This window comes from Ignavibacteriales bacterium (assembly GCA_015709675.1).
Taxonomy (GTDB): domain Bacteria; phylum Bacteroidota; class Ignavibacteria; order Ignavibacteriales; family Ignavibacteriaceae; genus H2-BAC3.
This window is the reverse complement of the sequence record CP054182.1, coordinates 1003002-1017782: the sequence shown is the minus strand read 5'-3', so window position 1 is coordinate 1017782 and position 14781 is coordinate 1003002. Positions and strand designations below refer to the sequence as shown.

General features: G+C 45.7%; 11 protein-coding genes. 6 read left to right on the top strand and 5 right to left on the bottom strand.

Annotated features, from left to right (window positions below; genetic code table 11):
- Window positions 1-16 precede the first annotated feature (16 nt).
- Window positions 17-880 (bottom strand): M28 family peptidase, encoded by an 864-nt coding sequence (locus HRU80_03725; protein ID QOJ28027.1) that lies wholly within the window; start codon window positions 878-880, stop codon window positions 17-19.
- 204 nt (window positions 881-1084) lie between these two features.
- On the opposite strand from HRU80_03725, the gene HRU80_03720 reads away from it, so the two are divergent.
- Genes HRU80_03720 through HRU80_03705 form a run of 4 tightly spaced genes read left to right on the top strand, consistent with a single transcriptional unit; the run spans window position 1085 to window position 5487 of the window.
- Window positions 1085-2362, top strand: coding sequence for a hypothetical protein (locus HRU80_03720; protein QOJ30445.1), 1278 nt, complete (start codon window positions 1085-1087; stop codon window positions 2360-2362).
- A gap of 2 nt (window positions 2363-2364) precedes the next feature.
- Window positions 2365-3501, top strand: coding sequence for a hypothetical protein (locus tag HRU80_03715; GenBank protein ID QOJ28026.1), 1137 nt, complete (start codon window positions 2365-2367; stop codon window positions 3499-3501).
- Window positions 3502-3519: 18 nt separating this feature from the next.
- Window positions 3520-4476: a hydroxymethylbilane synthase gene (hemC, locus tag HRU80_03710; GenBank protein ID QOJ28025.1), complete on the top strand. Its 957-nt coding sequence runs from the start codon at window positions 3520-3522 to the stop codon at window positions 4474-4476.
- Between the two features lie 12 nt (window positions 4477-4488).
- The gene (locus HRU80_03705) at window positions 4489-5487 is read left to right on the top strand and encodes a YhdH/YhfP family quinone oxidoreductase (protein QOJ28024.1); all 999 of its coding nucleotides are present in this window, start codon (window positions 4489-4491) and stop codon (window positions 5485-5487) included.
- A 65-nt stretch (window positions 5488-5552) separates the two neighbouring features.
- On the opposite strand, the gene HRU80_03700 is transcribed toward HRU80_03705, so the two are convergent.
- The 3 genes from HRU80_03700 to metH form a co-directional block, all read right to left on the bottom strand.
- Window positions 5553-6356: a dienelactone hydrolase family protein gene (locus HRU80_03700; protein ID QOJ30444.1), complete on the bottom strand. Its 804-nt coding sequence runs from the start codon at window positions 6354-6356 to the stop codon at window positions 5553-5555.
- Window positions 6357-6645: 289 nt separating this feature from the next.
- Window positions 6646-8091, bottom strand: coding sequence for a 23S rRNA (uracil(1939)-C(5))-methyltransferase RlmD (gene rlmD, locus HRU80_03695; protein ID QOJ28023.1), 1446 nt, complete (start codon window positions 8089-8091; stop codon window positions 6646-6648).
- Between the two features lie 202 nt (window positions 8092-8293).
- Window positions 8294-11992 (bottom strand): methionine synthase, encoded by a 3699-nt coding sequence (gene metH, locus HRU80_03690; protein QOJ28022.1) that lies wholly within the window; start codon window positions 11990-11992, stop codon window positions 8294-8296.
- A gap of 139 nt (window positions 11993-12131) precedes the next feature.
- Between metH and rfaD the strand changes: the two genes are divergently transcribed.
- Window positions 12132-13106, top strand: coding sequence for an ADP-glyceromanno-heptose 6-epimerase (gene rfaD / locus HRU80_03685; GenBank protein ID QOJ28021.1), 975 nt, complete (start codon window positions 12132-12134; stop codon window positions 13104-13106).
- A gap of 27 nt (window positions 13107-13133) precedes the next feature.
- On the opposite strand, the gene HRU80_03680 is transcribed toward rfaD, so the two are convergent.
- The gene (locus tag HRU80_03680; protein ID QOJ28020.1) at window positions 13134-13517 is read right to left on the bottom strand and encodes a hypothetical protein; all 384 of its coding nucleotides are present in this window, start codon (window positions 13515-13517) and stop codon (window positions 13134-13136) included.
- Between the two features lie 880 nt (window positions 13518-14397).
- Between HRU80_03680 and HRU80_03675 the strand changes: the two genes are divergently transcribed.
- A complete protein-coding gene (locus HRU80_03675) occupies window positions 14398-14595 on the top strand; it encodes a DUF2892 domain-containing protein (GenBank protein ID QOJ28019.1) in 198 nt (65 codons plus the stop codon).
- Window positions 14596-14781 lie beyond the last annotated feature (186 nt).

Here is a 14781-nt window from a genome sequence, read left to right as displayed (position 1 = left end):
CATTATTCATTCTTCATTAAACAATGTATCGCGTAAGCAGATTCAGCAGAAGTTCTTCAATTTTCCGGATATCGCTGATATATATACCCTCATCGTGGCTGTGGTACGGGAACACCGCCGGCTCAATTGCAATGCTCACGATTTCCCTCCCCTGCTGGTTAAAATGATTATTAAGCAGCATTCCATAATTTATATAATCATTCGTGTTGTGCGAAAACAGGATGTTCACATCCCTCCTTCTGAAATAGTCCGTAACACTTCTGGTTTTGTCAAGCAGCGCCTCCGGCGGCTTAAAATTCTTCCCCGCCCAGAAGGTATCATATACCGCTATCCCCTCACTCCCCTCAAATTTCGGTGTAACATCCACGGTAATTACAATATCGGGGGCAATATCATTCTGAATCAGATAGCGCGATATCCGCTCCGAGCCGATCATCGCGGTAAGCCCGTCAGCATTGCCCTTCAGATGCTCCCGGTTTTTCCTCAGACTCATTCCCTCCTCGCATTCCGAAAACAGAAGATATATATCAAAAAACTCATGGGTATGGTACTGCTGCATCAGCCCCAGAATAATCCCGATTCCGGCCGCGTCATCCAGCAGCCCGGTGAGTTTACTCCCGTCATTCCGGAAATCGAGTGCAGGTTTCTCCGGCTCTCCGAAGTGGTCAATTTTATCCAGATGCGCGCTCAGGGCAATTATCCGCCCCTTTCTCTTTCCGGGAATTCTGACCACCAGATTATTGTCTGGCACAGGAATAATTTCGAGCCCCGGAATTCGCAGCGCATCAAAATACCCAAACAGAAAAGGATGCATCCGCTCCTCGAATGAGGTAAAAGAGGGAATGCGGGCTATTTTCTCAATAATTTCTAAGGTATCCACTGATTCTCTTGTTAATCAATCGTTAAATTTATGCTTTTTTTAACTAAAACAAAGGAATAATGTTCCCCCCTCCGGCGGTTATTCCGGCATTCCTTATTTTGGGGCCATGAAATCAGGATTTTCTTTTTGCAGCCGCTTTCAGAGCAGACCAGAGAACTAATTCCGGTTAAGCCCGTTCCGCTTGCCTGGATTGTTTCCGCTGACATGGGCTACGGCCATCAGCGCGCGGTATATCCCCTCAGGGATATCGCGCACGGGAACGTTATTACCGTCGGCTCAATGCAGGATATCTCCCCTGCCGAAAAAAAGCTGTGGAGAAGAATGCTCCTTGTTTACGAGTTTTTCTCCCGGCTGAGTTCAATTCCCATCATTGGTAAATCACTCTTCAGTCTGCTGGATGCCCTGCTGTTTATACCATCGTTTTACCCGATGCGTAATCTTTCACGGCCGAATTTTCAGCTCCGGCGGCTGATTTCCGCCATCAAAGGGGGACTCTGCTCCGGCATGGTCGAAAAAATCAGAAGCCGGCATCTTCCCCTGATTACCTCTTTTTACGCGCCTGCCATTGCCGCCGATCTGGCAGGACACGATGATATATACTGCATTATCTGTGATGCTGACCTGAACCGGGTCTGGGTGGCTGAGCAGCCGTGGGAAAGCAGGATAAAATATTTTGCCCCCTGTGGAAAAGCAGCACAGCGCCTCAGAACCTACGGTGTGCCGGATGACCGCATATATATCACCGGCTTTCCGCTGCCGGACGAACTGCTCGGCGGTCCTGAGTTGAACATTCTCAAGCAGGATCTTTCCAGGCGCCTGAAGCAGCTTGACCCGAGGCAAAAGTTTCTTCAGCGGCACCATAAAAGCATTGAGCATTTTCTCGGTGATGATTTCGCGGCGGCTGAAGCAAATCCCTGGCTCACCATTACCTACGCAGTGGGAGGGGCAGGAGCTCAGAAAGAATTCGCTCTGCGTATCGCTAAATCACTTCGCGGCAAAATTGAAGCCGGTGAGGTGAAACTGAATCTTGTTGCCGGTATCCGTCCGGAAGTCCGGGACTATTTCTCCGGGCTGAAGGAAAAAGAGTTCGGCAATTCCCCTCATATATCTATTATATACAGCACTACTCTTGACGCATATTTCTCTTCTTTCAGCAGAATCATGCATGATACTGACATCCTCTGGACCAAACCGAGCGAGCTTTCGTTCTATTGCGGCCTTGGCATCCCTATTGTGATGTCACCGGCAATCGGTTCACAGGAACAGTTTAACAGATACTGGCTCAATGATATAACCGCGGGGATTAAGCAGTTAAACCCCGATCACACCAATGAATGGCTTTTTGATTTTCTTAAAAAAGGAATTCTTGCGGAAGCGGCATGGTCCGGCTTTCTTAAGGCACGGAAACTTGGAACTTATAAAATACGCGAAGTGCTTGAGACAGGAAGCATGAAGCAGGAAGATTCACCGCTGCTGAGATAACCATGAGCACTAAAGAAAATTATCTTCTAATCTATCTCAAGACCGGAGGAGGCCACCTTGCCCCGGCTCGTTCCGTCGCGAACTATCTGAACAGCGTTTATCCTGATAAGATACATCCCATTCTGGTAAATGCATTTGAGGAAGTGGGTCCGATTTCCCGCTATCTTCTGGAAGATGGTTACCGTATTCTTCAGGCAAAAGCACAGTGGTATTATGAGTTTCTCTATTTAACAAATAAACTGAAGCCTATTGGTTACTGGAACCGCTATCTGGTTCACTTTCATTCTGAAAAATATCTTGAAAGAATGATTCTAGAGAAAAAGCCGTCAAAGATTATCGTCTTTCACTTTTTTTCCTATGCTCCGGTATATAAAATCCTGAAGAAACACAAGCTTGATACAACGGTTCTCACGGTGGTAACAGATCCATTTACCGCGCACCCGCTCTGGTTCTTCAGGAAAGATCAGAATTTTATTGTCTTCAGTGAATCACTCCGCGCAAAGTGTATTGCTATGGGTATTCCTGAAAATCGTGTTTCGGCATTCCCGTTTATTCTTGATCAGAAATTTTCTACTCCCGTTCCCAAAGAGGAGATTCCGGCACTAAAGCAGAAACACGGATTCAGCCCTGATGAAAAACTCCTCCTGCTGCTCGGCGGCGGTGACGGGCTTGCAAATGCGTATCCAATTCTTTCAAAGCTATACGCCACAGGTTTCAGCCGGCCGGTTGCAGTGGTTTGCGGACGTAATCAGGGGCTTAAAGCAAAGCTGGAAAGAATGAAGGCTGAAAAAGGCTTAACTAATCTTCATATCTTTGGCTATGTGGATTTTGTGTATGATCTGATCAATATTTCAGATGTTGTTATCACCAAATGCGGTGCGTCAACGTTTATGGAAATACTTCACACGCAAAAAGTTCCCATCGTGGTGGACTATCTCTGGGAACAGGAAAAGGGAAATGTGGAGTATATCGTAAACAACAATATGGGACTGTATGAAAAAAACACTTCCAAAATTCCGGCCCTGGTTCACCGGCTGTTTGATGATGAGGAGTGGTATCAGAGCTTTATCAGAAATATACGGCAGGCACAGCTTGAAAACGGTACCTCAGCCGTGAGTGAATATATTGCAAATTTTTAATAATAACGGAAACATTTCATGGCGAAAAAGAAAATCATAATCGGATCCCGCGGAAGCGAACTGGCACTCTGGCAGGCAAATCATGTTAAAAGAGAGCTTGAAAAGAAAAACAAAAAGATTGAAGTTGAAATTAAGATCATTAAGACCAAAGGAGATAAAATCCTTGATGTTGCCCTTTCAAAAATCGGTGACAAGGGCCTTTTCACAAAAGAACTTGAAGTTGCATTGCTTGAGAAGTCCATTGATCTTGCCGTACACAGTCTGAAAGATCTGCAGACCACACTGCCTGACGGCCTGATGCTCTCCTGCGTCACCAAACGGCATGACGTGGAAGATGTTCTTATCGCAAGAAAGAAAAAAACCACTATTGACTCCCTCCCTGAGGGTGCTGTGGTGGGAACAGGTTCGCTTCGCCGCCGGAGTCAGCTGCTGCATCTCCGTCCTGATATTAAGATCGAAGAACTTCGCGGTAACGTTCCCTCGCGCATTAAAACATTCCTCGCTTCAAAATGGGATGCCATCATCCTCGCCCGCGCCGGCGTTGAACGGCTGGGGCTCAAACAGTATATATCATCATATATACCAAAAGACGTGATGCTCCCCGCTGTGGGCCAGGGCGCACTTGGCATTGAGATTCACAAGGACAATCAGGAAGTCCATGAAATTCTCCGTGTCCTGCATGATGAAGCAACCTATGCCGCGGTCATTGCGGAAAGAACTCTCCTGAAAGAACTTGAAGGGGGCTGTCAGGTGCCCATCGGAGCGTATGCGACCGCGTCAAGTTCCGGCCTCTGGCTTGATGCTATAGTCGGTTCTGTGGATGGCACCATTACCTTCCGCAAGCGTATGCGGGGCAGCAAAAAGAATCCTGCCTTGCTTGGTAAAAAACTCGCCAAAGATCTTCTGAAAGCAGGAGCTGATAAAATTCTGGCTGAGATTTACGAGCAGTCAAGAAAAAACCAGAAAGTAAAATAGTTTTACCTGACTATGCAGTATAAAGCACTTGTAGCACATGAGCGGGAGAACGGTGTCTTTGAACAGGTTCTCACAGAACTTCAGACGGATAATCTGCCCGCAGGCGAAGTACTTATTAAAGTTGAGTATTCTTCACTTAATTACAAGGATGCACTCTCGGCAACCGGCAATAAAGGGGTAACCAGAAAATATCCCTTCACCCCCGGTATTGATGCCGCGGGATATGTGGCTCAATCTCTCACTCCTCTATACAAGGAGGGGGATCAGGTTTTGGTAACCGGCTATGACCTCGGCATGAATACTCCGGGCGGATTCGGCCAGTATATACGAGTTCCTGCCGCCTGGGTAGTTCCACTGCCCCTTGGTCTGAGCATGAAACACGCAATGATTCTCGGAACAGCAGGATATACAACCGCTCTGGCCTTGCACAGAATGCTTGTTAACGGAATGCAGCCTGATCAGGGTGCGGTTCTGGTTACAGGCGCCACAGGAGGTGTGGGTTCACTGGCAGTGCTTATTCTGCATCATCTCGGATATGAAGTTACGGCCGCTACACTAAAAGAAGATAAACATGATTTTCTCCGGCTGCTCGGCGCTTCTGATATCATCAGTTCATCTGAACTGAAAGATACCTCAAACCGCGGACTCCTGAGCGGCAGATGGGCACACGCAATTGATACCGTCGGAGGTGATATTCTCTCAACCGTAGTCCGTTCAACAAGACCTTTTGGAAATGTCTCCGTGCTGGGGCTTGCAAATTCTTCCATGCTCACCATGCCGGTATTCCCGCTCATCATCCGCGGAGTAAATATGCTTGGTGTTAACTCTGCTGAAACTCCGTACACGCTTCGTGTTCAGCTCTGGAAAAACCTTGCGACCGTCTGGAAACCTGAAATCCCGGAAGAGTTAGTCACTGAAGTTACGTTGAGTGGTCTGAAAGAGTATATAGAGCAAATTCTTAAAGGAAAAGTAACCGGCAGAGTGGTGGTTAAAACCGGCGGGGGATATTAGTGCTGATTCGTGAAATTCGTGGCTAAAATGCCCCGCACAAAACTGCGCGGGGCCAAATATATATCTTATTTTAATTTTCTTTTTATAAAATCCAGACTCATTCCATACGCTTTGGCGGTATAATCTGAATTATAATTCGGATTGCTTGGGTTGGCAAATGCATGCTCTGCATCAAATGAAGTCACGGAAAGTTTTTTGCCTGCCTTTTTCATATTTGCCTTAAACTCATCCACCACTGCAGGTGAAATCCAGGTCTCCCGTGAAGCGAAAATGCCGAGCACCTCTGCCTTCAGTTTCTTCAGCCGGGTTACATCCTTTTCAGGCATACCGTAATAAATAACAGAGCCCTTAACCTTGCTTCCCCCTTCAATTGCTGCCTGAAGGGAGAAACCTCCGCCCATGCACCAGCCGATAGTTGCAACCTTGGCGTTCTTTCCGGTAAAATTCAGCGCAGCGTTGATAATCGCCATTGCGCGTTCTGTGCTAAGGGACTGCATCAGCATTCCGGCGCTGTCGCGGTTGGAGGTCACCTTGCCGTCATACATATCAAGAGCCAGGACGTTCACATCTCCCAGATCATTATAAAGCTTTGCTGCTTCATTCTTAATGTGGTCATTCAGCCCCCACCATTCGTGAATAACTATCAGATACTTATTGCTTTTCTTTTTTGCTTCGATAAAAAAAGCACGCGCATCGGCTCCGTCGGCTGATTTCATAGTAATCATCGAACCCAGATCAGACTCATACACAAAGGGAGCAGGGGTATCGTGCTTCATTCTGAATTCAGAATCGGAAGCAAAAGCGGCGAAATCCTTATCCGGTGTTACCGCGCAGCAGGATTTTTTGTTCTTGTCTGTTTCGTCTGCCATAATCATTACTGAAAATATGAGCAGAAAAAATAAGAAATTTTTCATTGTGTCCTCTTTTTGTTTGTTTTTGAAGCTAAAATTTTAACAAAAATTCAGAAAAATCTGTTCCCCTGAATCAATAGCCATCCGTAGGGGCAAGTCGTGACTTATCCTATCGAGTCCATGATAAAACTCTCAACAGCATACTTTATGACAGGTCACGACCTGTCACTACAAATATTTTTCGCATTTATTCGTAACTTATATAATATGTTTCAGCCATCCAAATTCACAATTCACAATTCATAATTCATAATTCATACTTCAATAATGCTACATTCTCAATATGATAGGTATGCGGGAACATATCCACCGGCTGAATTTTTTCCAGTTTATAGCCCCCTTCCGCCAGCAGTTTAATATCACGGACCTGAGTCGCGGGATTGCAGCTTATATATACAATTTTCCCCGGCTTCAGTTTAAGTATATCTTCCACAGTTGTGGTGTGCATGCCGTTTCTCGGAGGATCGGTAATAAGGATATCCGGTTTGGGCAGATTATTACCCTCAACCTCAGGGAGAAAACTTTTGTAAAGATTCGACTCAAAGAAACGCGTATTGCTGTTCCTGTTAATCTGCTGATTAACTGCCGCATCTTTAATAGCCGATGAGGACGCCTCAAAGCCGTACACCTCTTTTGCATCACCGGCGACATATAAAGTGATCGTTCCGGCTCCGCAGTAGAGATCATACACAACATCAGACTTCTTTATCCCCGCGAACTCCCTGGCAATAGCGTAAAGCCGCTCCGCCTGCTTTGTGTTTGTCTGGAAAAATGAATTTGAACTGATACGGAATCTGCAGTGCCCTATCTCATCCTCAATGTAGCCGGGACCGTAAATAACGATCTCATATTCCCCGGTTGCTACGGTTGCCTTACCTCTGTTAATATTGTTTACTATGGTAGTTATGCCCGGCACCAGTTCCCGTATATATACGGAATACTCCTGCATCAGTTCCGGATTCTCACCTGCCGTGACCAGATTCACCATCAGCTGATCTGTGTTTCCGGTCTGTCGGATTACCAGATTCCGCAGAAAACCGGTGTGGTCTGATGTGGTATAAGCCGGAATACCCTTCTTCAGGAAAAAATCACGGGAATAATTCAGAATTGCATTGCTCTCCGGTGACTGCAAAAAGCATTCATTGATATCAATTACCTTATCATACACGCCTGGAACATGCAGTCCCGCAAAAAGTGCTTCATCAAATTGCGCGTCCCCCTGAATTTCATCACGGGTCAGCCAGCGCTTCCGTGCGAAGGTGAATTCCATCTTATTACGGTAGAAAAACTCTGACGGAGCAGCAACTATATCAAGAATCTCAAACCCGCTGAATCCCCCCAGCCGCTCAAACAGATTCACCACCTGCTCATGTTTGAACTTCACCTGCTGACTATATATCATATCCTGCTGACGGCATCCGCCGCAGACTCCAAAATAGCTGCAGCGCGCGGTCTGCCTGAAGGGGGACGGCGTTATCAGCTCACGGATTACTGCTTCATAATAGTTTTTCTTCTTTTTGCGGATTTCAACTACCGCTGTATCACCGGGACATGCATGATCAACAAAAATCACCAGATCCTTCTCTTCCCCTTCAACAGTTATATTCCGGTGACGGGCAAGCCCTTTACCCTCGAATACATAGGACTCGATGGTAACGGTTATCAGTTCGTTTTTTAATTTTGTACGGGACATAGCTTATATATAATCTTTAATAATAAAACAAACCCCGCTCTTCTGGCGGGGTCTTAAAATACTTTTCTGCGTCCATCCGCGAAATCTGCGGGAAACCTCTTCCTGAATTTTAACGCAAAGGAAGCAAAGTAAAAGCAAAATTCCGCAGCTTTCTAATGGCAAACTCTGCAAGTATTACTAATTACTAACTCCTCTTTACTAATTAGTCGCCTGCATCATAATTCAGCACCGGACTCAGCCATCTTTCGGTTTCTGAGATGCTCATACCTTTTCTCTTATGGTAATCAAGCACCTGATCCTTACCCAGCTTTCCGGTGGTAAAGTATTTTGCTTCCGGGTGTGAGTAATAAACACCGCAGACCGATGCTGCAGGATACATCGCCAGACTTTCAGTCAGTGATATACCGGTGCGTTTTTCAACTTCAAGCAACTTAAAGAGTGTCCATTTTTCAGTGTGATCAGGGCATGCGGGATATCCGGGTGCCGGTCTGATTCCCTGATACTCTTCTTTGATAAGGTCAGTGTTATCAAGCTTTTCATCTTTTGCGTAACCCCACAGATCCGTTCTCACTTTCTTATGCAGATACTCCGCGAATGCCTCTGCAAGACGGTCAGCTACTGCTTTAACCATTATTGAAGAATAATCATCATGATTCTTCTCAAATTCCTGTATCAGCTTTTCGATACCAATTCCGGTGGTTACGGCAAAAAACCCGATATAGTCTTCAACGCCGGTTTCCTTGGGTGCAAGGAAATCAGCCAGAGCAATATTCGGCTCCTGCGCTGCTTTCTGTGCCTGCTGACGCAGTGTATAAAACTCAGCGAGTATTCCTTTCCGGTCTTCATCGGTATATACTTCAATGTCGTCATGGTTTACCGTATTGGCAGGATAGAGACCAACCACGCCGTTTGCCCTGAGAGACTTATCAGCGATAATTTTATCCAGCAGTGCGTTTGCATCATTAAATACCCGCGTTGCTTCTGCACCGTATTTGCTGTCACTCAGGATTTCCGGGTACTTTCCTTTCAGTTCCCAGGTCATAAAGAACGGAGTCCAGTCAATAAACGGACGCAGTTCCTCCAGCGGCAGGTTAACGAATTCAGTCACACCCATTGCCGCGGGTTTGACCGGCTTATACCCGTTCCAGTTTATCTTGTAGCGGTTTCCGCGCGCCTGTTCGAGTGATATATAGCTTTTTGCATCACGCTTTTTCTTGTGGTCATCACGCAGCTTTTCATATTCTTTGGCAATACCCTTTACAAATTCCCCCTTCAGTTGTTCATTAAGCAGACTTCCCGCCACCGGCACGCTTCGCGATGCATCAAGCACATGCACAACCGGGGAACTGTAATGAGGCGCTATCTTTACCGCGGTATGAACCTTCGATGTAGTAGCTCCGCCAATCAGCAGCGGTATCTTCATGCCCCTCCGTTCCATTTCTTTTGCCACTCCGACCATTTCATCAAGCGAGGGAGTAATAAGTCCGCTAAGGCCAAGTATATCAGCTTTTTCTTTTACCGCGGCATCAAGAATTTTATCCGTGGGAACCATCACACCAAGATCTACCACACGGTAGTTATTGCATCCGAGAACAACACCCACGATGTTTTTTCCGATATCATGAACATCTCCCTTAACTGTAGCCAGCAGGACTGTGCCCTGTTCACTCACATCACCGGTTTTCGTTTTTTCAGCTTCGATGAACGGTATAAGATATGCAACTGATTTCTTCATTACACGGGCGCTTTTTACCACCTGCGGCAAAAACATTTTCCCCGCACCAAAAAGATCACCAACCACACTCATACCCGCCATGAGCGGACCTTCTATCACCTGTAAGGGTGCCGGATATTTCTGCCGTGCCTCTTCAGTATCCTGCTCTATATAATCCACAATGCCTTTAATGAGAGCATGCTTCAGGCGTTCCTCAACGTCAAGTTTGCGCCACTCCTCTTCCTCAGCTGCTGTTTTATCCCCCTTCTTAATGCTTTCAGCGTAATGAATCAGCCGCTCCGTTGCATCAGGCCTGCGGTTAAGCAGAACATCTTCCACAAGTTCAAGAAGCTCTTTCGGAATTTCCTCATAAACAGCCAGCTGCCCCGCGTTTACAATACCCATATCCATGCCCGCCTTCACCCCGTGATAAAGGAATGCCGCATGCATTGCTTCACGCACAGTATCATTTCCGCGGAATGAGAAGGATATATTGCTCACACCGCCGCTCACTTTAGCATAAGGCAGATTCTGTTTTATCCACTGTGTTGCCTTCAGATAGTCAACCGCGTAGTTATTATGCTCTTCAATCCCGGTTGCAACGGTTAAGATATTCGGATCAAAAATGATATCTTCAGCTCTGAACCCGACTTCATTCACCAGTATATCATAAGCCCGTTTGCAGATGGCAATTCTTCTTTCGTATGTATCAGCCTGCCCCTGCTCATCAAAGGCCATTACAATAACGGCCGCGCCGAACCGCATAATGGTACGCGCGTGTTCCTTAAATACTTCTTCCCCCTCTTTCAGACTGATTGAGTTTACAATACCTTTCCCCTGCATGGTTTTCAGCCCTGAAAGCAGCACACTCCACTTCGAGGAGTCAACCATTATCGGCAGCTTGGCTATTTCCGGCTCAGAAGTAATAAGGTTAAGGAACTTTACCATTGCCTCTTCGGAGTCAAGCATACCCTCATCCATGTTCACATCAATAATCTGGGCTCCCCCTTCAACCTGGTCTTTTGCGATTGAAAGCGCCTCTTCATAATTGCCGGAGGTTATTAAGCGCGCAAACTTCTTTGAACCGGTTACATTGGTGCGTTCACCTACATTGACAAAGTTGGTTTCTGGTCTTACAATAAGCGGCTCCATGCCGGAGAGCATCAGGTAACGGGGAACATCGGGAATTTCCCGCGGTTCAAAATCAGCGGATATTCTTGCAATCTCCCTAATATGGTCAGGTGTTGTTCCGCAGCATCCGCCAACGATGTTAAAATATCTGCGCTCTGCATAATCACGGAGAATTGAAGCCATCTCCTGAGCGGTCTCATCATACTCACCGAACTCATTGGGGAGCCCTGCGTTTGGATAAAGACTGACATAACAGTTTGCAAGGGCTGATAGCTCCTTAATCAGTTCTCGCATCTGGCTGGCTCCGAGGGCGCAGTTAATGCCCACGCTCAGCAGATTGGGGCAATGGGCTATTGATACCCAGAATGCCGCTATTGTCTGGCCAGAAAGTGTTCTTCCGCTCTGATCCACAATGGTCCCTGATATCATTATGGGGAGAGAAACATTTTTCTCCGCAAAGACATCCTGCACGGCATAAATTGCCGCTTTGGCATTATGCGTATCATAAATTGTTTCAATGAGCATGATATCAGATCCGCCGTCAATCAGACCGCGTGCCTGCTCTTTATAACTCTCAACCAGCTTATCAAATGTGATGGGTCGGAAACTCGGATCGTTAACATCGGGGGAAAGGGAAAGCATTTTATTGGTTGGTCCCAACGCTCCTGCAACAAAGCGGGGTTTATCCGGAGTTTTTGCCGAGTATTCGGCAGCGGCTTCCTTAGCTATCTTTGCTGCCTCATAATTAATTTCATAAACCAGATGCTCAAGATGGTAGTCCGCCTGGGCAAGGTCAGTACCGCTAAAAGTATTTGTTTCGATAATATCGGAACCGGCGGCAAGATATTCCCGGTGGATGTTTTTTATAATATCGGGCCTGGTTATAACAAGGAGGTCATTATTCCCTTTAAGATCATGGGGATGATCCTTAAAACGCTCTCCGCGGAAATCCTCTTCAGTTAATGTATGCCTCTGAATCATGGTACCCATTGCCCCGTCAAGAACCATAATCCGGTTTTTAAGTATTTGTTTTAGCTGTTCGAGAGTATTAATCATAGTTTAGTACCTGCCATTTCACTTAGAACGCCAGAATAAGGGCGCTTTTTCATTGAAGTCTTTAAACAAACTGTAAATATACTTAAATTAGAGGCCATTAAAAATATCTCTATTAATCCATTACATATTTTATACGACTATGATTATTGTAACAGGCGGCGCGGGTTTCATCGGAAGTGCTATTGTATGGCGTCTTAATCAGCTTGGCATTAACCAGATTATTATTGTTGATGCACTCGGTCTTGATGAAAAGTGGAAGAACTTAGTCAATCTGGACTATATGGATTTCTGCAACAAGGCTGCATTCCTTGATGCTGTTGAAAAGGACAGCTTCAGCTATAAGATTGATGCCATCATCCACATGGGGGCTAACTCCTCCACCACCGAGAAAGATGCTGACCATCTGATGTACAATAATTATGAGTACACCAAGAAACTGGCTGTTTACAGTATCAAGAATAACATCCGCTTCATCTATGCATCATCTGCAGCAACGTATGGTGACGGCGCTCTCGGCTTTAAGGATGATGATCAGCTCTGTACAAAACTTCGCCCGCTTAATATGTACGGCTATTCAAAAAACCTGTTTGATATACGCGCCCTGCATAAAGGTATGTTCGATAAAATTGCCGGCATCAAGTTCTTTAATGTCTACGGCCCCAATGAATATCACAAAGCCGATATGAGAAGCGTGGTGCACAAAGCTTACGAACAGGTGCGCGACCACGGATTTGTGCGGCTCTTTAAGTCACGCAATCCGCAGTATCATGACGGCGAGCAGATGAGGGATTTTGTATATATAAAGGATGCGGTTGAGATGACCCTTTTCTTCCTGAATCATCCTCATGTAAACGGGCTTTATAATGTCGGTTCAGGAAAGGCGCGCACCTGGAAAGACCTGGTAACAGCCCTGTTTCACGCGGTTGGAAAGCCGGTCAATATCGAATATATTGATATGCCCGACTATCTGGCTGCCAAGTACCAGTATTTTACCGAGGCAGACCTCACAAAAATAAAAAAAGCCGGTTACTCCGGTCCGTTTACTTCACTGGAAGACGGTGTAACCGACTATGTTAAAAATTATCTGATAAAGGACGCTTATCTGGGCGGATAGTCTGTAAACAGATTTTCCGCTGATCTCTTACGGCTCCTTGCTGTCTGAGTCTTCTTCTGTGTCATCCTCTTCATTGAAGTCGAAATCTTCCTCGTAGAAGGCATCATCTTCATCAAGATCTTCCATATCGTCAAACTCCTCATCAAGATCCTCGAGGTCATCATCCTCTTCTTCATCTAATTCATCATCATCAAAGTCTTCGTCTTCATCAAAGTCCTCCTCAAACTCATCATCGTCAAAGTCCTCGTCATCAAGATCATCATCGTCAAAATCATCCTCGCCGCCTTTGGACTTAGCCAGACGTATATCCTCAGCCGGAATATAGCCGGTTTCCGGATTAAAAAATTCAGTATCCTTCAGCTCTTTCAGCTCATGTTCAAGACTATCCTGATTATGCCCCGTAAGTGCCATGTTGGTCAGTTCTCCTTTTAAGTACTCGTATTATTTGGTGCCGAAAAATAATGAAATTTTATTACAGACAAGCCGGCAAAACTTTTTCACATCTTGCGAAATCAATAAAAAAAATCTTGTATTTTTCATGGGTTTTTCCATTCAGCCTGATACCTCCCTCACAAAAGCCCGGAGGGATTGAAAATTGAAAACAATCACAACCACCACACCCCCGGCTCCGCAGAGATCGCAAATAGGCGGAATCCGCACACCCTAAATATCCCACCCCTACTCCAGCGGAGTCGCATATTGATAGAAAACATCCACAAGCTAAAACATCCCGACTCCAGAGGAGTCGCACATTGGCAGCAAACATCCACACGCAAAAAAATACCCCGACTCCGGAGGAGTCGCACATTGGTAGCAATCATCCATCCACAAAAAACAATCCCGACTCCGGAGGAGTCGTAGATTGGTAGCAGCAGATTGGTAGAAACATATTGGTATCAAACTTCCACACCCAAAACATCCCGACTCCGGAGGAGTCGTAAATTGGTAGCAGCAGATTGGTAGAAACATATTGGTATCAAACTTCCACACCCAAAAATACCCGACTCCGGAGGAGTCGCACATTGGTCGTCATAAAATCAAAACCTAATCACTGCCGTTAAAATTTGTGTCACCATTGGCGACACAATTACAAATCGCATCCAATAAATACATTTAGATGTTTATAACGGCATAGCCGACACAAATTAACGCGGTTGAAATTATATTGAATCGGGAAATCTCTTCCGGATATCCGGCAATCCAATTTTCTTTATCTTTCCCCCCTGAATCCATAGCGCTTTGCAGGAATCCTATATTCATTGATTTTTAACAAACTTTAAGGAATGGTTCTATGAAAGAAAATGTAGGCGGTTTTAACCGTATTCTTCGTCTGGTGGTTGGTGTTGGTCTGGTTGGATGGGGAATTTATGCCCAGAACTGGATCGGCCTGCTCGGACTCATCCCCATTGTGACGGCTACGGTAAAATCCTGCCCTCTCTATCTCCCTTTTGGCCTGAGCACCTGCAAGACTGAAACAGCCGAAAAATAAGGCAGTCCCTTTATAACAGAGGGTCATTCCGCCATTAAGAGGCAGGATGACCCTTTCTTATTTTATACTCCCTGTTTTTTTCTTATTTTTCCTGCCGGCTCAGGAATCATCTTGCTCTTTCCCTGTCCAGTGATCTTCTGAGACCGCATTCTGCGGAAAATCTTACTGAATGTTTAACCTCATAAC

Coding starts and splice junctions, on each gene's coding strand:
- HRU80_03720 (QOJ30445.1), top strand. CDS start 1,085: ATGGGCTACGGCCATCAGCGCGCGGTATATCCCCTCAGGGATATCGCG.
- HRU80_03715 (QOJ28026.1), top strand. CDS start 2,365: ATGAGCACTAAAGAAAATTATCTTCTAATCTATCTCAAGACCGGAGGA.
- hemC (QOJ28025.1), top strand. CDS start 3,520: ATGGCGAAAAAGAAAATCATAATCGGATCCCGCGGAAGCGAACTGGCA.
- HRU80_03705 (QOJ28024.1), top strand. CDS start 4,489: ATGCAGTATAAAGCACTTGTAGCACATGAGCGGGAGAACGGTGTCTTT.
- HRU80_03700 (QOJ30444.1), bottom strand. CDS start 6,356: ATGGCAGACGAAACAGACAAGAACAAAAAATCCTGCTGCGCGGTAACA.
- rlmD (QOJ28023.1), bottom strand. CDS start 8,091: ATGTCCCGTACAAAATTAAAAAACGAACTGATAACCGTTACCATCGAG.
- metH (QOJ28022.1), bottom strand. CDS start 11,992: ATGATTAATACTCTCGAACAGCTAAAACAAATACTTAAAAACCGGATT.
- rfaD (QOJ28021.1), top strand. CDS start 12,132: ATGATTATTGTAACAGGCGGCGCGGGTTTCATCGGAAGTGCTATTGTA.
- HRU80_03680 (QOJ28020.1), bottom strand. CDS start 13,517: ATGGCACTTACGGGGCATAATCAGGATAGTCTTGAACATGAGCTGAAA.
- HRU80_03675 (QOJ28019.1), top strand. CDS start 14,398: ATGAAAGAAAATGTAGGCGGTTTTAACCGTATTCTTCGTCTGGTGGTT.